The sequence below is a fragment of the Pseudomonas sp. NBRC 111138 genome (assembly GCF_001320835.1).
Taxonomy (GTDB): domain Bacteria; phylum Pseudomonadota; class Gammaproteobacteria; order Pseudomonadales; family Pseudomonadaceae; genus Aquipseudomonas; species Aquipseudomonas paracarnis.
In genome coordinates, this window is record NZ_BCBO01000002.1 from 25,342 (window position 1) to 43,073 (window position 17,732).

Annotated in this window: 12 protein-coding genes; 10 read left to right on the plus strand and 2 right to left on the minus strand. The window is 60.6% G+C overall.

The annotated features are described in order from the left end of the window. Nucleotides 1-7: 7 nt before the first annotated feature. The 3 genes from APH41_RS00275 (at nt 8) to APH41_RS00285 (ending at nt 6,856) form a co-directional block, all read left to right on the plus strand. On the plus strand, nt 8-1,042 hold the full coding sequence (locus APH41_RS00275; protein WP_054916930.1) for a histone deacetylase family protein: 1,035 nt from the start codon (nt 8-10) through the stop codon (nt 1,040-1,042). Beyond that, on the plus strand, nt 1,039-2,130 hold the full coding sequence (locus tag APH41_RS00280) for a polyamine ABC transporter substrate-binding protein (RefSeq protein WP_054896069.1): 1,092 nt from the start codon (nt 1,039-1,041) through the stop codon (nt 2,128-2,130). Before APH41_RS00275 ends, APH41_RS00280 begins: the two co-directional genes overlap by 4 nt. Before the next feature lie 115 nt (nt 2,131-2,245). Next, nucleotides 2,246-6,856, plus strand: a complete 4,611-nt coding sequence (locus tag APH41_RS00285; RefSeq protein WP_054916933.1) for a dermonecrotic toxin domain-containing protein — start codon at nt 2,246-2,248, stop codon at nt 6,854-6,856. 5 nt (nt 6,857-6,861) lie between these two features. Here APH41_RS00285 and APH41_RS00290 read toward each other — a convergent pair whose 3' ends face one another. Further along, the gene (locus APH41_RS00290) at nt 6,862-8,400 is read right to left on the minus strand and encodes a PLP-dependent aminotransferase family protein (protein ID WP_054916935.1); all 1,539 of its coding nucleotides are present in this window, start codon (nt 8,398-8,400) and stop codon (nt 6,862-6,864) included. 87 nt (nt 8,401-8,487) lie between these two features. Between APH41_RS00290 and APH41_RS00295 the strand changes: the two genes are divergently transcribed. From APH41_RS00295 to APH41_RS00305, 3 genes are read left to right on the plus strand one after another with little or no spacing between them, the layout of a single operon-like run. Further along, nucleotides 8,488-9,126 (plus strand): FMN-binding negative transcriptional regulator, encoded by a 639-nt coding sequence (locus APH41_RS00295; protein WP_054916937.1) that lies wholly within the window; start codon nt 8,488-8,490, stop codon nt 9,124-9,126. Beyond that, the gene (locus APH41_RS00300; protein WP_054916939.1) at nt 9,123-9,569 is read left to right on the plus strand and encodes a GNAT family N-acetyltransferase; all 447 of its coding nucleotides are present in this window, start codon (nt 9,123-9,125) and stop codon (nt 9,567-9,569) included. Before APH41_RS00295 ends, APH41_RS00300 begins: the two co-directional genes overlap by 4 nt. Before the next feature lie 10 nt (nt 9,570-9,579). Beyond that, nucleotides 9,580-10,251: a GNAT family N-acetyltransferase gene (locus APH41_RS00305; protein WP_054916941.1), complete on the plus strand. Its 672-nt coding sequence runs from the start codon at nt 9,580-9,582 to the stop codon at nt 10,249-10,251. A gap of 126 nt (nt 10,252-10,377) precedes the next feature. On the opposite strand, the gene APH41_RS00310 is transcribed toward APH41_RS00305, so the two are convergent. Next, nucleotides 10,378-11,280: a homocysteine S-methyltransferase family protein gene (locus tag APH41_RS00310; protein ID WP_034129144.1), complete on the minus strand. Its 903-nt coding sequence runs from the start codon at nt 11,278-11,280 to the stop codon at nt 10,378-10,380. 114 nt (nt 11,281-11,394) lie between these two features. Here APH41_RS00310 and APH41_RS00315 point away from each other — a divergent pair, with 114 nt between their 5' ends. From APH41_RS00315 to APH41_RS00330, 4 genes are all read left to right on the plus strand, one after another. Then, on the plus strand, nt 11,395-12,216 hold the full coding sequence (locus APH41_RS00315) for an ABC transporter substrate-binding protein (protein WP_054896075.1): 822 nt from the start codon (nt 11,395-11,397) through the stop codon (nt 12,214-12,216). Further along, nucleotides 12,213-12,983, plus strand: coding sequence for an amino acid ABC transporter permease (locus APH41_RS00320; RefSeq protein ID WP_014720547.1), 771 nt, complete (start codon nt 12,213-12,215; stop codon nt 12,981-12,983). Before APH41_RS00315 ends, APH41_RS00320 begins: the two co-directional genes overlap by 4 nt. A 155-nt stretch (nt 12,984-13,138) precedes the next feature. Then, on the plus strand, nt 13,139-16,105 hold the full coding sequence (locus tag APH41_RS00325) for an autotransporter domain-containing protein (RefSeq protein ID WP_054916943.1): 2,967 nt from the start codon (nt 13,139-13,141) through the stop codon (nt 16,103-16,105). Nucleotides 16,106-16,249: 144 nt separating this feature from the next. Further along, a complete protein-coding gene (locus APH41_RS00330) occupies nt 16,250-17,545 on the plus strand; it encodes an autotransporter domain-containing protein (protein ID WP_232241578.1) in 1,296 nt (431 codons plus the stop codon). Nucleotides 17,546-17,732 lie beyond the last annotated feature (187 nt).

A 17,732-nucleotide genomic window follows, 5' to 3' on the forward strand; every position in this document is an offset into this window, starting at 1 on the left:
CAACAACATGCTGACGATCTACTCGGACGATCATCATTTGCACCATGGCCGCTGTGAACTGATGGACGGGCAACTGATGCCCTGCTTCGAAATGCCCTCGCGCGCCGACCATGTGCTGCAACGGGTCAAGGCGCGGGAGCTGGGGCCCGTGCAAGCACCGCTGGACTTCGGCCTGGCACCGCTGCAACGTATCCACAGCCGCGACTACCTCGACTTCTTCAAAGGCGCCTGGCAGCGCTGGACCGAATACGACCAGGACGGCGATCTGTTGCCCTACACCTGGCCTGCGCGCACGTTGCGCCGCGTGATGCCCACCAGCCTGCACGGCCAGTTGGGCTATTACAGCTTCGACGGTGGTGCGCCGATTACAGCCGGCACCTGGCAAGCGGCCTACAGCGCAGCACAAGTTGCCCTCACCGCCCAGGCCGCTATCGCCCAAGGCGCCCACAGTGCCTTCGCGCTGTGCCGCCCGCCGGGGCATCACGCCGCCAGCGATTTGATGGGCGGTTATTGCTACCTCAACAACGCGGCCATCGCAGCCCAGGCATTCCTTGATCAGGGCTGCAAAAAGATCGCGATCCTCGATGTGGACTACCACCACGGTAACGGCACGCAGTCCATTTTTTACGCGCGCAGCGACGTGCTGTTCACCTCGATTCACGGCCATCCGGAGGCAGAGTTTCCGTTCTTCCTCGGTTATGCCGATGAGCATGGCGAAGGCGAAGGCGCGGGTTTCAATTTCAACTATCCGTTGCCGGCCGGGTCCGGCTGGCAGGCCTGGAGCGCCGCGCTGGAACAGGCCTGCGCCGAAATCGAGTGCTACGCCGCCGACATCATCGTGGTGTCCCTGGGCGTGGACACGTTCAAGGACGACCCTATCTCGCAGTTCAAGCTCGACAGCCCGGACTACCTGACCATGGGCGCACGCATTGCCCGCCTGGGCAAACCCACGCTGTTCGTGATGGAGGGCGGCTACGCGGTGGAAGAAATCGGCATCAACGCCGTCAACGTGCTGGAAGGTTTCGAGGAAGCAGCCCAATGAACATACTCAAGTCGCTCGCCCTGTGCGCCGTGGTTGTCAGCGGCGCAGCCCAGGCCGAAGAAAAAACCCTGAAGGTCTACAACTGGTTCGACTACATCACGCCCAAGGCGCTGGAAGACTTCAAGGCCCAGCACCCGTCGATCAAGCTGGTGTACGACATCTTCGACACCAACGAAGCCCTGGAAGCCAAACTGCTCACCGGCAACTCCGGCTATGACGTGGTGGTGCCGTCCAACGTTTTCCTGGCCAAACAGATCGAAGCCGGCGTGTTCCAGCCCTTGGACCGCAGCCAGTTGCCGAACTGGAACCATCTTGACCCCAAACTGATGAAGCTGATCGAAGCCAACGACCCCGGCAATCAATACGCCGTGCCCTACATGTACGGCACCATCCTGATCGGCTTCAACCCAGCCAAGGTCAAGGCGGCCCTGGGCGACAACGCCCCCGTGGACAGCTGGGACCTGATCTTCAAGGAAGAGAACATCAGCAAGCTCAAGCAATGCGGCGTCGCACTGCTGGACTCGCCCTCGGAGATCCTGCCCCTGGCGTTGCAGCACTTGGGCCTGGACCCCAACAGCAGCAACCCCAAGGACTACGACAAGGCCGAAGCACTGTTGATGAAGATCCGCCCGTACATCACTTACTTTCACTCGTCCAAGTACATGGCCGACATCGCCAATGGCGACATCTGTGTCGCGGTGGGTTATTCCGGCAGTTTCTCCCAGGCCGCCAACCGTGCCAAAGAGGCAAAAAACGGCGTCTCCGTGGACATGCGCCTGCCCAAAGAGGGCGCGCCGATCTGGTTCGACATGCTCGCCATCCCCAAGGGCGCGCAAAACCCACAGGACGCCTATACCTTTATCAACTACTTGCTACAGCCCGAGGTTATTGCGCCCATCAGCGATTTTGTCGGTTATCCCAACCCTAACAAGGACGCGACCGAACGAGTCGATCCGACCATTCGCAACAACCCCAACCTCTACCCGACCGAAGCGGCGATGGCGACGTTGTATACGTTAAAGCCTCTGGGGCGTGATGCGGAGCGCGCCAGGACCAGAGCCTGGACCAAGATCAAATCCGGCACGTGAAACACTGGCGGGCGTAGATGCGCCTCGACGTATCTACCGCCCTCGACGCAACGCAGCTCGCTACTTTGCTCATTTGCGAAGCCCGTCCGGGCCATCGAATGCAGAGGAGCTGCACATGCCCAATGACACCGCTAATAATCACCGCCCGCCCAGTACCTATGAACTGCTTACCCAGTTAACCACCGGCCCCACCGCCCGGGAAGTTGCCGCCGCCACACTGCGCTCTGCACTCAAAGAGCTGTATCCCAACCTGAATATCGACCCCGATCTGGCCGTGGTAGTCAGCCCTCAATGGGAGGTGGTCGGTAACGCCGTCGAGCGCGCGCCCGCTACTGTGGAATCACTCACCTCGGTGCTTGCTCATCAGGCACTGTCCAGCGACAGGGTGACCTACCTCGACGGTCAACACTTCCTCACGCTACAACCCAACGCTACGGCTCCCGTACACCTCGCGGTGAAAATCGATGCCATTGCACGTCTGATCAACGAGTTATCAGACCTGCTGTTCGCCGCGTTCCAAGAGCAGCAGCTGGACTTCTGGAACGCGTCCAATGGCGCAGCCGGCCCACGCTGGCAGGCCTTCTCCAGCGCGTTGAGAAACGTGTGGAACATCACCGAAGAGCAAGGTCTGGATGAGCACGAATGCGCCATGGCCCGCACGGTTTTTCATGAGCCCGACCGAGCCAGGCGCTCGCTGAAAGACCCCTATAAAACCCATGCCTACCTGGTTGACGTGGATATTCTTGAAGATGGCCAGTCTACCCACCTCTACTTCCTGGACCTTACCGTATTGGTGGGCGAACACGAGAACCGCCCGATGGTGCTGACGCACTCGCTTGTGAGCGGGTATGAGACGTTCGAGTCATTGGCCCAGTTCGGTGCTTCGCTGCCGGCAAGGCTGAATGCACCAGAGCAGGACGCTACCTTGCAATGGCGCTTGTACGAGCCTGATGGCAACTTCTTCGATGCGCTGGCCTGCACGCTGATCTCGCTGCAAATCCAGGTCATTGGCAGCCTCGGCGGGGCCGGCCTGCAGGATCAGCCGCCCGCCCCAACTGTCGCCCGGATCGTGCCGAGCATCGAAGAGATGAGCGATCACCAGTTGTCGAATATTCGCCAGATTCACCAACAACTCCCGGACTGGCTGACCTCGGCGACGGACTCCGATACCGCCGCCTACAGCCGCTATATGATCGACCTGGCCCAACTGCACACCCATTACCACGGCGAAACATTCCAGGACGGCATTCCGTCTATTCGTGACTATGCCCGGACTCAGTTGCACAGCCATATCCGCGTCCCGGAAAAGGGCGTGAGTCTGAATCTGGATAAGGTCGAGGTTGTGATTGAAAGCCCGGTTCTGTGGGGCACATTTGTCATTCCGGGTGCCGTCGACATCACTCGTCGTGACCTGATCGACCTGGCCCTGGAAAACCTTACCGGCTTGCCTACCGGCAACGCGACCGTGCACTACAACGGCAAGGACAACGGTGTACCCACCTGGCTGACTTACCGCTTTCTGAAAGACGTCATAGAAGACATTGATATAGGCCAGAACTACCCAGCCCTGGTCAAACAAAAACTGCTCGATGATCCGCTGCAATCGCGCCATCGACAGCAGATCTACACCCGCCACCTTCAGGTGCAACTGCCACTGCTGGCCTTGCAGATGAAAATCCGCGGCCAGGGCGGCGTCGATGAACGCGGTTACCGCTACATCGCCGCGGTGATGCACAACGAAGAACAGGAGCGCAAAGTAGATGGGCAGCCCATTGTCATTCGCTGCCTGGCCTTTGTGCCCACCTTGCGCCCCGGCCATGAGCAAGACGTGGTCGCCAATATGTTCGTGATCGGCCCGAGGCATTCCGACGCCGGCCCCTGCGTGCTTTATCGGCCCCTGCTCGAACCGACGCTGATGCAATTTGCATCGCGGCAAAACCTGCTGTACGCCATCAAACATGACCGTACCTTGCGCGAGTCAGTGCTGGCCTGGCTGCCCGACGCGCAACGCTTCAACTATGCACAATATGTGTTCCCCGACACCCTTCCCTCGCCCTGGACCGTGGTGCGCGCACTGGTTGAGCCGCTTACCGTGCTGTACATGAGCGGCCCCGTGACGCTGACCAACGAAGAAATAGGCAATGACGCGTTAGCGACGCTGTTCAAGGCCAATGCCAATGCCATGGTCGAATTGGCAACACGCCAGTCGGTATCCAACGTACAGAAACGGTGGGCGACCTTTCGACATGCAGGTTGGCAAATATTCAGTGCCGCGCTGCCGTTCATGGGCCGCACCCTGGGAGTCGCCGCCTGGATCTGGCAAATCATGGACGACCTGCAAGCTGCCGAGGAGGCCGTGAACAAGGATGACCACTCAACGGCCTGGACTGCGTTGGTGGATGTATTCCTCAACCTGGGAATGGCGCTGACTCTGCATATAGCCCTGCGCCATCCGCGACCTCGAAAGCAGTTCGATGCGGCCAGGATTGAGCCTGAATCCGAACAAACGACAATCGAAACGGTGAGCAAACCGCCGGTTGCCGAGAAAAAATATACCTGCGTGCAGCAACCGGATATTCCCGACAATCAACTACCTGCCAAGCATGAAGGTGCCGTACACACGCGCGGCGCCCTGAGCCATAGTCGCCTGGGACTGGCCAGAACACTCGACAGTTTTAATGTTGCCAAACCCGATAAGCTTGGCGAGCAAAATAAAACCCCCGGCCGCCACCTCAATCTCTATCCACTCGCGGATCGGTGGTTTGCACCCGTTGGTGAGCGCTGGTTCGAAGTCATCGTGGATGACAACGACAGTGTCATTATCATCGACTCCAAATCTCCCTTGCGTACAGGCCCGCCGCTGATCGGCAACCTGGCGGGCCAGTGGTTTGTCGACATCCGCCTGCGACTGCGCGGCGGCGGTCTTAGAAACCGCCGGCGGGCGGTCAAGGTCGATCAGCCTGCGCGCATTGCAGCACTCAAGAGGCAGCTCAACGCCTTTGACGCCGTCGCCGCCAGTCAACAACTGGACGTGCTTGAATCAAAGCCCGCGCTGGACGCTACCCCGGGGCCGTCCACGGACCTGCAGCGTACAGCGTTCATCGACAAGGTCGACAGGCGGCTGGCGGCGTACGACGAAGCGATCAGCCAGCTGAAGTCCTTGAGCATCATCGACACCGTACCCACCTACCAGAGCAACATGAGCGGTTACCTGAAACAACAGGTGCAACTGACACAGATAGCCATGGAGCAACAGGTGAAGAGCTACAAGAAAGCCTTGACGGCGTCGTTGCCGGTTCTTGATGCGGAGGTAGACATTGACTATAAAAACCAGGCAAAAATCGCAAAAACCCTGTCCACTCAGAACCTTGGCATCATCAGGCGGCTGGAATTCATCAACGACCGCTTCAACGAACTTAAAACCCTGGGAGATGAAGGCGCGGCGATCATTCGTAAAACCATACGAGAGTTGCCGCAGCTCACGCTCATTGAACTCAAATCTCTTGAGATTGGCTTGGGCCGTTACTTGTGTATCGATGAGACGCAAAGCCAGGTTCCAGCCACCGTGCGTGAGCGAATGGGCCAGATCGTCGATTCAGCCGAAATCAACGTTGAAAGTTTCAGTGAGATTATTGAACGCGGTAATGGCGCCTCGCTGGATAATCGTATCGAGGTGCTCAACAGCCTCGTTGAGCAATTTTCCAGCGCCGACCAACGCCTGCTGGATCTGCATGCCGATTACCCGCAGCACTTGCTCAAACCCCGCCTCGAACGTTTTCGCCTGCAAATAAGCGAGTTCAGCCAACGGGCCATCCACGACCTGGCCTACCTGCTGCGAGAGAAAAAAGCCCAGCAGCCCAAGCCCGGCAGCTCCAGGGCCGAGCCCGCCCCAAGGCGTAAAGTGATCAAGACACGTCATCACGGCTTGGTGATGGGTGAGCCCCGCGAAGCAGACAGTTCGTTGGTCGACGTCAAGGCACACATGACCGGCAAGGTGCTCGCCACGTTTCATGAGAAGGCACCGGGAGTCTGGGTTAAACGGCAGAAAGCCCCATCGCAGCCAAGCGCACCGGTAGCTGTGGATCTGGACACCAGCATCAACACGGGGCAAGCGCTATTGGATGGCGAACAAGCTGAAACCCGTAAATACCAGGGTTTCTCCAGGAAACCCTGGCATGCGCCGCAGGATATTCAAGACATGTTCGATGATCATGCAAAGGCGCTGGAAAAAGCCTCAAACGATATCGAAGAAGCCCTGACCCAGCGCAATCTTACTGAAAGCGATCACGCTTCTGCCGCCTCAACCAAGCGCCAGCTCAACGACGCGGCGCAACGCCTCTATCGACTTGGTAAAAAACACTACATCGACATGATCAAGCATCAAGCGCCAACCGCCGAACGGGTTGACTGGCTCAACAGCCAAGGGTTGATCCGCATCGTCAAGGTCATCAGCCGCCGCCCCCTCAAGGGGCCCAAAAAGGACTATCTGGACGAGTACGAGATTCGCGACAAAGAAAACGGCACTGTGCTGTGGTACGCGCACTTTCACTATGAAACAAAAGATGCCGCGCTGGAAAACTTCACCAAGGATCACCTCAAGACCCGCGAGCAACAACGTCTAGGCGGTGCCTATCAGCGCACCGGCCCCAGTGACTGGGACATGATTGAAATCCATCGCAGCAGCATCGGCGCCCAACTGGCCCAGTCGCTGTTCTTCAACACCTGATCGGCTTATGGCAGCCAAGCCAGACGCAAACGCTCCAGCGCCTGCGCAATGCCCGACTCAGGCACGGCAGCAAACCCCAGCACCAGGCCGGCGCGTTGATCCGGCGGTGTGCTGGAGTCTGGCAGCCAATAGGTGCTCAATCCGTTGATCTCTACACCGACTGCATGAGCTTGCTTTAGCAATTGTTGCTCGCGGGACACGCTGTCGACACGCACCGTCAAGTGCAGTCCCGCTGCAACGTTGGGCAATGGGCCAACACCGGCTAATGCCTCTGGCCATCCAGCCAACAAGGCATTGCGTCGGCTCAACGCAGCACGGCGCATCCGACGAATGTGGCGCTGGAAGTGCCCCGCCGCCATGAACTCGGCCATCACCGCCTGGGTGCTGACTTCGGAGTGACGCACGTCCACCGCGCGGCGCCGGGTGAAGGCTTGCACCAGGCCCGGTGGCAACACCAGGTAACCCAGGCGCAACGCCGGGAACGCCACCTTGCCGAAGGTGCCCACGTACAGCACGCGGCCACTGCGATCCAGCGCGGCCAATGGTGACAGCGGCGCGCCGCTGTAGCGGTACTCGCCGTCGTAATCGTCCTCCACGATCCAGCCGCCTGAACGCTCGGCCCAGGCCAGCAACTCCAGGCGGCGTGCCAGGCTCATCACCACGCCCAGCGGATACTGATGGGAAGGCGTGACATACGCCACGCGGCAATCATTGAGGGCACTGAGCACCTGGCAATCCATGCCCTCACCGTCCACCGGCACGCCGTGCAGTCGCCCCCCGGCCAAAGCGAATGCATGGCCGGCCGCGCGATAGCCAGGGTTTTCCACCGCCACGCCATCCCCAGGCTCCACCAGCAACTGTGCACAAAGGCTGATGGCTTGCTGTGCGCCGCTGGTGATCACAATTTGTTCAGCCGTGCATTGCATGCCACGCGAGCTGCGCAGGTACGCGGCGATCAAACCGCGCAGGCGGCCATCACCTGCCGGGTCGCCATAGCACAGCTGTTCCAGGTCGGGTTTGCGCCAGAACGCCCCATTCAGCTTGGCCCATACCTCAAACGGGAACAGATCGAAGGCGGGTACGCCCACGCGAAATGCCCGAGGCGGCCCCGAAGGCGGCTGAGGCAGGTGGTGGTCTTTTACCCGCGCCAACCCGGCACTGTGGATAACTTCGTCATCCAAATCCTCAGGTAAATTTGCGCATTTTGTGGATAACCCTGGGGATAATCCTGTTGACAACCCTGTGGATACTTTTGTGGATAGTTTTTGGGGCATCGGCAATTGGGCAACATAGGTGCCATCACCCACCCGGCTCTCGATAAACCCTTCGGCATACAACTGGTCGTAGGCGCGCACCACGCTGTTGCGGGAAATCGACAAGGCTGTCGCCAAATCGCGGGTTGCGGGCAACCGCGTGCCGCTGACCAATCGCCCATCCAATACCCGCTGGCTCAGGGCCTCATAAAGCTGGCGCGTGAGGCCCTGGCGGCGGTCCAGCTCGATACCGGCGGGGTTGAAGGACAGCGGTGGCGAAACAGGCGGCATATTGGACCTATGAAAATAGCGCGAGATGGCTCTTACAACGAACCAATAGCCTGCCTAGGATGCAGGCATTCGCCAAGGAATATCTCCATGTACACACCCCGCGCCTTTGCTCTCGATGACTTGCCCGAAATCCAGCAACTGATCCAGCACACCCGTCTGGCGCAGTTGGTAACCGTGGGTGAAAACGGCCTGCAAGCCAGCCACTTGCCTTTGCTGCTCAACCCCGATGAAGGGCCCAATGGCACGCTGTACGGTCACCTGGCCAGGGCCAACCCGCAATGGCGCGAGCTGCAAAATGGCGGTGAAGCGCTGGTGATCTTCGCCGGTGCCGACGCCTATATCAGCCCGGCGTTTTACCCCGCCAAGGCCGAGCACGGCAAAGTGGTCCCGACCTGGAACTACATCGCCGTGCACGCCTATGGCACGCCTGCGGTGTTCAGCGACGCCGAGCGCTTGCTCAAGGTGGTCACCGCCCTCACCGACCGCCATGAAAGCGCCCGCGCCCAACCCTGGCGTGTCAGCGACGCACCGGCGGACTACATCGACGGCATGCTCAAGGCCATTGTCGGCTTTGCCCTGCCGATCGAACGCCTGGTGGGCAAACGCAAACTCAGCCAGAACCGCAGCGCCGCCGACATAGCCGGTGTCCGTGACGGCCTGGCCGCCAGTGCCGATGTACGTGACCAGACCCTCGCCCGCTTTATTCCCCAAGGAGTTTCAGAATGAGCTTGATCGACATTCGCCAGGTCACAGCCGCCGACCAAGCCGCCTGGCTGCCGCTATGGCAGGCCTACTTGGCGTTCTACAACACCGAATTGCCGGACGCCGTCAGCCAAAGCACCTGGCAACGCCTGATCGACCCCAGCGAGCCGACCCATTCGGCACTGGCCTGGCAGGACGGCAAGGCGGTGGGCATGGTCAACTTCATCTACCATCGCTCCAACTGGAGCATCGAGAACTCCTGCTACCTGCAGGACTTGCTGGTTGACCCAGCCCAACGTGGCACGGGGGTCGGTCGCAAGCTGATCGAATTCGTCTACGCCACCGCCAAGGCCGATGGCTGCTGCAAGGTGCACTGGTTGACCCATGAGACCAACGCCACGGCGATCCAGCTCTATGAGCGCATCGCCGAACGCCCAGGCTTCATCCAATTTCGCAAAGGTCTTTAAGGAGCACTGCATGATCAATTCCCTCGCTGATTGGAAAGGCGTCCCGGCGCCGACTGCGCAACTGCTTGAAGGGCGTTTTATCCACCTGGAAAAGCTCGACCCGGCGCGCCATGCCGATCAACTGTGGCAAGCCCTTGACGGCCCAGGGGCCGATCCGAAGCTGTGGGATTACTTGCCCTACGGCCCGTTCACCGAGCGCAGTGCCTTCGACGCCTGGTTGAACAATCACGCCGCCCACAGCGACCCGTACTTTTTCAGCGTGATCGACCGTGCGACGGGCCAGGTTCAGGGCATCCTCAGCCTGATGTCCATCGTCCCGGCGCAAGGCCGTATCGAAATCGGTCACGTCACCTTCGGCGCACCCATGCAGCGCTCGCCGAAAAGCACCGAAGCGGTGTACCTGCTGGCCAAATATGCGTTCGAGCAGGGCTACCGTCGGCTGGAGTGGAAGTGCAACAACGGCAACGCGCGGTCCAAGTACGCAGCCGAGCGCTTGGGGTTCAGTTTTGAAGGGGTGTTCCGCCAGCACATGGTGGTCAAGGGGCAGAACCGCGATACGGCGTGGTATTCGATCCTGGATTCGGAATGGCCGAAGGTCGGTGCCGGGTTTGAGGCGTGGTTGTCGCAGGCGAACCAGAGTGGTTCGGGCCAGTTGAAGACACTCACAGAGTGTCGGGATTAATGCTCACATGTGTGGGAGCTGGCTTGCCTGCGATACAGACACCTCGGTGTATCAGGCAAACCAGTTGATGCCATCGCAGGCAAGCCAGCTCCCACATTGGAGGGTGGCGACTCTCGGAACTTAGGCTCAGCCAGCCAACTTCTGGGCCAGCACCGCAATATGCTCGGGTCCGATGCCGCAGCATCCACCCAGATGGCTGGCGCCGCGCGCTTGCCAATCGGCCGCCCATTGCAAGTAACCGGGCGGGTCGAGGTCGTCGCGCAACGGGTCCAGACCATCGTTGGCCGTGGCTTCCTTCGGTTGCGGTGGGAAAGCGTTGGCGTAGGCGCCGATCTGAATCGCTACACCCAATCGTTCGAAAGTTGCCCGCGCCGCATCAATGGCCGCGCCGATCACTTCCGGCTGGCTGCAGTTGAACAGCAATACCTGCACGCCCAGTTGCGCCGCCGCCTCGGCTGCGTCCGCCACCGGTTCGCCGGAGCGCAGGCGTGGCACCTCGTCGGTGTCTTCGTCTTTCAAGGTAAACGACAGCCAGAATGGCTTGCCATCTTTAGGCAGCCCGGCATGGATTGCCCGTGCTTCAGCGATCGAGCTCTGGGTTTCCGCCAGCCACAGATCGACATGCGGGGCGAGGCCGTTCACCAAAGGGGTGAGCAACTCACTGACGCGCTCGGCCTGGAACAGATCTGGGCGATAAGAGCCAAACAGCGGCGGCAGTGAGCCGGCTACCTGCACGGCTTTACCGGAGGCCTGCACCGCCCGTCGCGCCAACTCACCGGCCAGGGCGGCGAGCGCCTGCCCTTCTTGAGCAAACCGCGCTTCGCCAATGTGGAACGGCACCACCGCGTAACTGTTGCTGGTGATCACATTGGCACCACTGTCGATGTAGGCCGCGTGCACCGCCTCCACCGCTTGCGGCGCTTCGCTCAAGGCCAGTGCCGACCATTCCGGCTGACGGAACGGCGCGCCACGGCGTTGCAGTTCACGGCCCATGCCACCATCGAGAATTACTGTGCTTACTGCGCCCATATGCTTTTTACTCATATGCTTATGAAAATAACTCACTATGAGAGTCGTTCTTATAACTATTTAATGCGTACCGTTCGGTTAATAACAACCTCTTTTTTATTCAGGTGTTCGATTTTGAAATTCAGACCGCTGTTGGCCCTGGGCCTGACGATGTTGGCTGCTTCAACCCAAGCCTTTGGCGGTGCCACGCTGGATCGTGTCGAGCAGAAGAAAGAGCTGGTCGGCGTGCTGATGGAAAGCTATCCGCCGTTTTCATTTCTCAATGACCAGAACCAGCTCGACGGTTTCGACGTGGACGTGGCCAAGGCCGTGGCGCAAAAACTGGGCGTGAAGTTGCGCCTGGAAACCCCGTCCTGGGACGTGATCGCCGCCGGCCGCTGGAGCGGGCGCTACGACATCTGCATCTGTTCCATGACCCCAAGCAAGGCACGCGCCGAGGTGTTCGACTTCCCGGTGGAGTACTACGCCTCGCCCGCCGTGATTGTGGTCAATGCCAAGGACGACCGCATCCACGAAGCCAAGGACCTGAGCGGCAAGAAAGTCGGCCTCACCAGCGCCTCTAGCTACGAAAGCTACCTGAACAAGAACCTGGTGATCGAAGGCGCCGAAGACACGCAGTTGCAGTACCCGTTCGAGGAGGTGCAGATCGCCCCGTACGACACCGACAACGTGGCGTTCCAGGATCTGGGCCTGGGCGCTGGCGTGCGCCTGGATGCGATCCTCACCAACCTGGTCACCGCGCAGCCGCGCCTGACCCAGGACACGCGTTTCAAGCTCGCCGGTGCGCCGCTGTACTCGGAGCCCAACTCGGTGGCCATCGAGAAAGGCGACCCGCAGTGGGACAGCAAAGTGCGTGAGGTCTTCGCCCAGCTCAAGCAGGACGGCACCTTGAGCGCGCTGTCGCAAAAATGGATCGGCGCCGATATAAGCCGATGAGTTTTCGCCTACGGCTTTACCTGACCTGGGCGGCGCTGTTCGCCCTGTTTGCGAGTTTTTTCCTGAGCTTTGACCTGAAGTTCTCGATCATCCTCGACAAGCTGCCCAACCTGGTCGGCCTGCACCTTGCGCCCAACGGCTTCCTGCAAGGTGCGGCGCTGACGCTGTTTTTGTGCCTGTGCGCCATTGTCGCGTCGTCGGTGCTGGGCTTTATCACCGCGTTGGGGCGCCTGTCCAAAAGTGCCGTGGCGTTCGGCATTGCCAGTTTCTACGCCTCGTTCTTTCGCGGCACCCCGCTGCTGATCCAGATCCTGTTGATCTACCTGGGCCTGCCGCAATTGGGGCTGGTGCCAGGCGCCATCGTCGCCGGGATCATCGCGTTGTCACTGAATTACGGCGCCTACCTGAGCGAGATTTTCCGCGCTGGCATCCTTGGCGTGCCCCATGGTCAACGCGAGGCTGCGCTGGCCCTGGGCATGCGCGACAGGGCGATCTTCTGGCACGTGACCCTGCCCCAGGCCATGCGCACCATCATCCCGCCGGCCACTAACCAGTTCATCTCGATGCTCAAGGATTCGTCGCTGATCTCGGTGATGGGCGTGTGGGAAGTGATGTTTCTGGCGCAGTCCTATGGCCGCTCAAGCTACCGCTATATCGAGATGCTCACGACGGCGGCGATCATTTATTGGGTGATGTCCCTGGGGCTCGAATTGATCCAGGCGCGGATGGAGCGGCATTTCGGCAAGGGCTACGTGCGGCGCGGTTGACGTGCAGAATGTGCAATATATTGCAGCGCTCAGGCTGAATAGGCTCAAGGATCTGCAATAGATTGCATATTCATTGTCGTCATCTTTTCGACACATTCCTGCAACTCCCCTCCGCTATACAGGTCGACTCGCTTGCCATAACAAGGTCGCCCAGCATGCCCCCGTCTCCTCAACGCCTCGCGCTCGCCATCACCCTGTTGGCCAGCGGTGGTTTCATCGAAGCAGCCGCAGCCAAGACCCTGCAGATCGACACGCCTACCACCCAGGGGCAAACCTTGGGGGGCAGTGATACGTTGACCACGTCGGCGCCTGGCAGCATTAGAACCTCTGGGGTGGCGGTGACGCTCAAGGACGGCACCCGCGGTTCGGGGGTGGTGGTGACGAACGCGGGCAAGCTGGTCTCCAGTGGCGGTCGGGGTATCGACAGTTCGGGGAGTGTCAGCGGGGAGCGCAGGTACGGCATTTACAACCTTGCCGGCGGGGTGATCCAAGGCGCCAATGATGCGTTGCGCATCAACAGTAACGTTGCCAGCGGCAGCGTGCTGATCGACAACAGCGGCACCCTTCGCTCGGCCACCGGCCAAGGGCTGGACCTGGATGCGCTGCGCAGCAGCAACGTCACCACCACCATCATCAACCGTGCCGGTGGTTTGATTCGCGGGGAGGCCAGCGACGGCATGAAGACCGGCGCCAACGCCACTATCACTAACTACGGCGAGATTTCCACCGGCAACACCTTCTCCCGCGATGACAAGTTCGATGGCGTGGACATCGACTCCGCCAGCGGCGTAACGGTCACCAATTACGGCCTGATTTCCGGTGGCCGCCATGGCATCACCACGGACGAGGGCGCCACGCTGACCAACTACGGCACGGTGATCGGCCGCAACGGCTCGGGCTTTGGTTCCGATGGCGACGGCACTGTGATCAACCACGGCACCATCACCGGCGCGTTCTCCGGGCTGCAACCGGATGGCGACGGTGACGGCGTGGACATCGACAAGATCGCCCATATCGAAAACTACGGCGTCATCCAGGGTGTCGGCGCCGGGGGTGTCGACAAGAACGGCTTTGCCAACGGCAGCGACGGGATCGCCCTGGGCGGCGGCGCTATCTACAACGCCCAGGGCGCGCTGATCAGTGGTGCCAACAATGCCATCCTGGTGGACGACGGCAGCGACGGGCCCGGGCTTGCGACTACCACCCTGGAGAACCACGGCACGATTCAAGGCCTGGATGGCTTTGGTGTGAAGTTCGTCGGCAATTACGCCGACACAGTCATCAATAGCGGCACGATCAGTGCCAGCAATGGCCTGGCCCTGGACTTGGGCGGCGGTGACGACCACGTGATCTTGCGCAATGGCAGCCGCTTTATCGGCACAGTGGACGGCGGCAGCGGTTACGACCGACTGACCCTGGACGACGTCGCAGGGGGCAGTTTTGGCGACAGCCGCAACCTTGAATGGCTGGAGGTCAAGCAAGGCATCTGGACGTTGACCGGCCAGGGTGATTTCAGCGACGGCGGCGAGATTTCCAGCGGTGCCAAGCTGGTCAACCAAGGCGGCATTGCCGGTAATGTGACGGTCGATGCAGGCGGTGTGTATGCCGGCGGCGGCTCGGTGGGCAGCCTGCTGATGAACGGCACCCTGCAGACCAACACCGCATTGGGTACCGCCAGCATCAGCCGTGACTTGCGCATGGGCAGCGGCTCGACCCTCGCCTATGGCGTCAACGCCGACGGCAGTAGCGCACCGATCAAGGTCGGCGGCACCGCTTACCTTAATGGCGCGACCCTGGCGGTCAACCCCGGCGAAGGCACCTACCCGTGGCAAAGCCATTACAGCGTGCTGCAAGCCGGCAGCATCAACGGCACGTTTGGCAAGGTCACCAGCGACTACGCCTTCCTGACCCCAACCCTGGATTACAGCGCCACTCAGGTCGGCCTCACGTACACACGTAACGACATCGCCTTCAACCAGTTCGCCAGCACCGCCAACGGTGCCAGCGCCGCCAGCAGCCTGGCGGGCCTGGGCACGAACAATCCGCTGTACAACGCCCTGCTCAATACCACCACCGCCACAGCCGGTGCAGCCATCGAGCAACTGGCGGGCAGCAGCACTGCCAGCCTCACCAGCGCCACCCTCAATGCCAGTGCTCAAGTGGGCAACAGCATGCTCGCCGCCATGCACCAGGTGGGCGGCGGTGCGGGACTGCTGGTGGGGCTGGACGGCAAAGACACACCCGCACTGGCGGCCACCGGCGTACCCGCCGAGGTGCGCAACCTCAATGACCCGAACGCCCGCGGCCGCCTGTGGCTGCAAGGTATCGGCAGCTACGGCAAGCTCGACGGCGAGCACGGCAGTAACGGTTTGACCCAACGCACCAAGGGCACAGTGCTCGGTGCCGATTGGGCGCTGGACGGCGACTGGCGCCTGGGTGTGCTGGGGGGTTATTCCAAGACCGACCTGGACACCGCCGGTGTGGACGGCAGCGTCGACAGCTGGCACGCCGGCGTCTATGCCCTGCGCCAGAGTGGCCCACTGGCCTTGCGCCTGGGTGCTGCCTACAGCGGGCACCAAGGCGACAGTAAACGCACGGTGGCCTTCAACGGTTTTAACGACCGCCCCAAAGGCGACTATGACGCCAACAGTCAGCAGGCTTTTGCTGAACTGGGATACGCCCTTGGCGCAGGTCGCTTGAGCGCAGAGCCGTTCGCCAACCTCGGCTACCAGCGCTACCAGCGCGACGGCTATAACGAAAAAGGCGGCGCCGCTGCGTTACACGTCAAGGGCCAGACCCAGGACAACTTCAGCAGCACCTTCGGCCTGCGCCTGGTGCACCTGAGCCAGCTGGACAACGGCGTCAGCCTCACACCCCGCGCCAGCGTTGGCTGGAAGCACACCTATGGCGATGTCGACAGCACCACCGGCCAGGCTTTCCTGGCCGGGGGCACGGCGTTCAACGTGCAAGGCAGCGCCCTGGATCGGGACAGCCTGTTGCTGGAAGCGGGCCTGGACTTGGGTTTATCCGCCCGCCATCGCCTGGGCCTGGGCTATACAGGCGAAGTGGGCGGCAACAGCCGCAACCATGCACTGACCGGCCAATGGCAGATGAGTTTTTAATCGCACCGTACTAGAGACAACTCCCGCAAATCAGGGGTCGATGGCCTGACAGTTATCCCCCCCTCACCTCGCCTAAATTCCCGGCCTCATTAATCAAGAGGTTGGGACTGCATGCCATTCACCTTACAGCGACTCGTGCTCGTCATGTCCTTCGGGCTGGCCGCCAGCAGCATTCAATTTGCCCAAGCGCAGGGAAGCGTGGAACACGTGTTCGATCGGTCCGGGATCACAGAACTGACCGGGTCAATCAATCGTGACGGCGTCTTGCATCGCCTTTCGACAGACGCCCCCGTCGATTTTTACCTGGCCGAACACACAAACACTCGCAACGGCCAGCGCCTGGCCCTGGCCGTGGACGCGGCGGTCAAATCGCTACTTGAATCAGACAAACTCACCCCCTGGGACAGGTACGAACTGGGCAATATCGGCGAATACCTCAATAACCTCGCACCGGGGAAGGTCGCTCAGGCCCTCGAACAACTCGCGGGCAGCCAGAACGCCAACCTTGCCGCGGCCACCCAAATGAGCACGCAACAGGTCAGCGACACGCTGCTCTCGGTCCTGCGCGACCTGCCAGCAAACGTCGCAGACGATGCCGATGGCCGCATCTGGGTAAAAGGCCTCAGCCACAACGGCAAACTTGACGGCCAATATGGCAGCGTCGGGTTGCAGCAAAGCACCAAGGGCGTTGTTCTGGGCGCCGACTGGGCAGTCGATCACGCTTGGCGTGCCGGTGTGGTGGGAGGCAAATCCGAAAGCGAGTTTGAGCACAAGCGTTTCAAAGCAGCGCTCGACAGCTGGCATCTGGGCGCATACGCCGTACGCCAGGACGGCCCGCTGGCTCTGCGCCTGGGTGCCATCTACAGCAACCATGACGGGCAAAACAAACGCGGTGTCGATATCGACTTCTTGGGTTATCGCGAGCAACTCAAAGGCAAATACACGGCCCAAAGCCAAACCGTATTTGGTGAAATGGGCTACCAGCTGGGCAAGGATACGTTAAGCGTCGAGCCGTTCGCAGGCCTGGGGTACCAGCGCTACCATCGTGAAGGCTTCAAGGAAAAAGGCGGCTTTGCGGCGTTGAATGTCGGTGCGCAAACCCAGCAAAACCTCAGCAGCACCCTGGGGCTTCGCTTGGGCAGCCTTTATCGTTTTGATAACAACATGAGCCTGTCCCCGCATTTGAGCACCCACTGGAAGCACCTCTACGGCGACGTGCAAAGCAGCGTGAAGCAATCTTCCCGACTGATTGACCTGACCGGAGAAAAGAGTGATTTCACCGTCGATGGCGTCTCGCTGAACCGCGACAGCCTGGCCCTGCGCACGGGGTTGGACATAGGCCTTTCTGCTCATCAGGCACTGAGCGTCGCGTACACCGCTGAGGTCGGCAGTAACAGCCGTAACCATGGGCTGGTAGGCGAATGGAAGATGGGGTTTTAAGACAGCAACTGAGGAAACTTCACGCTCAAGCCGGTTACAACGCCTGACATTAAGCCGGTGATTGTGCTCGCTACACTCCGGCCTCCTACACCGAAGAGGCCGGAAACCATGATCTCGCCATTCTCGTTTATCCCTTCCATGGGCATGCTGTTTGCCCATGGCACCCAGTCCCTCGCCGCTGCCGTCA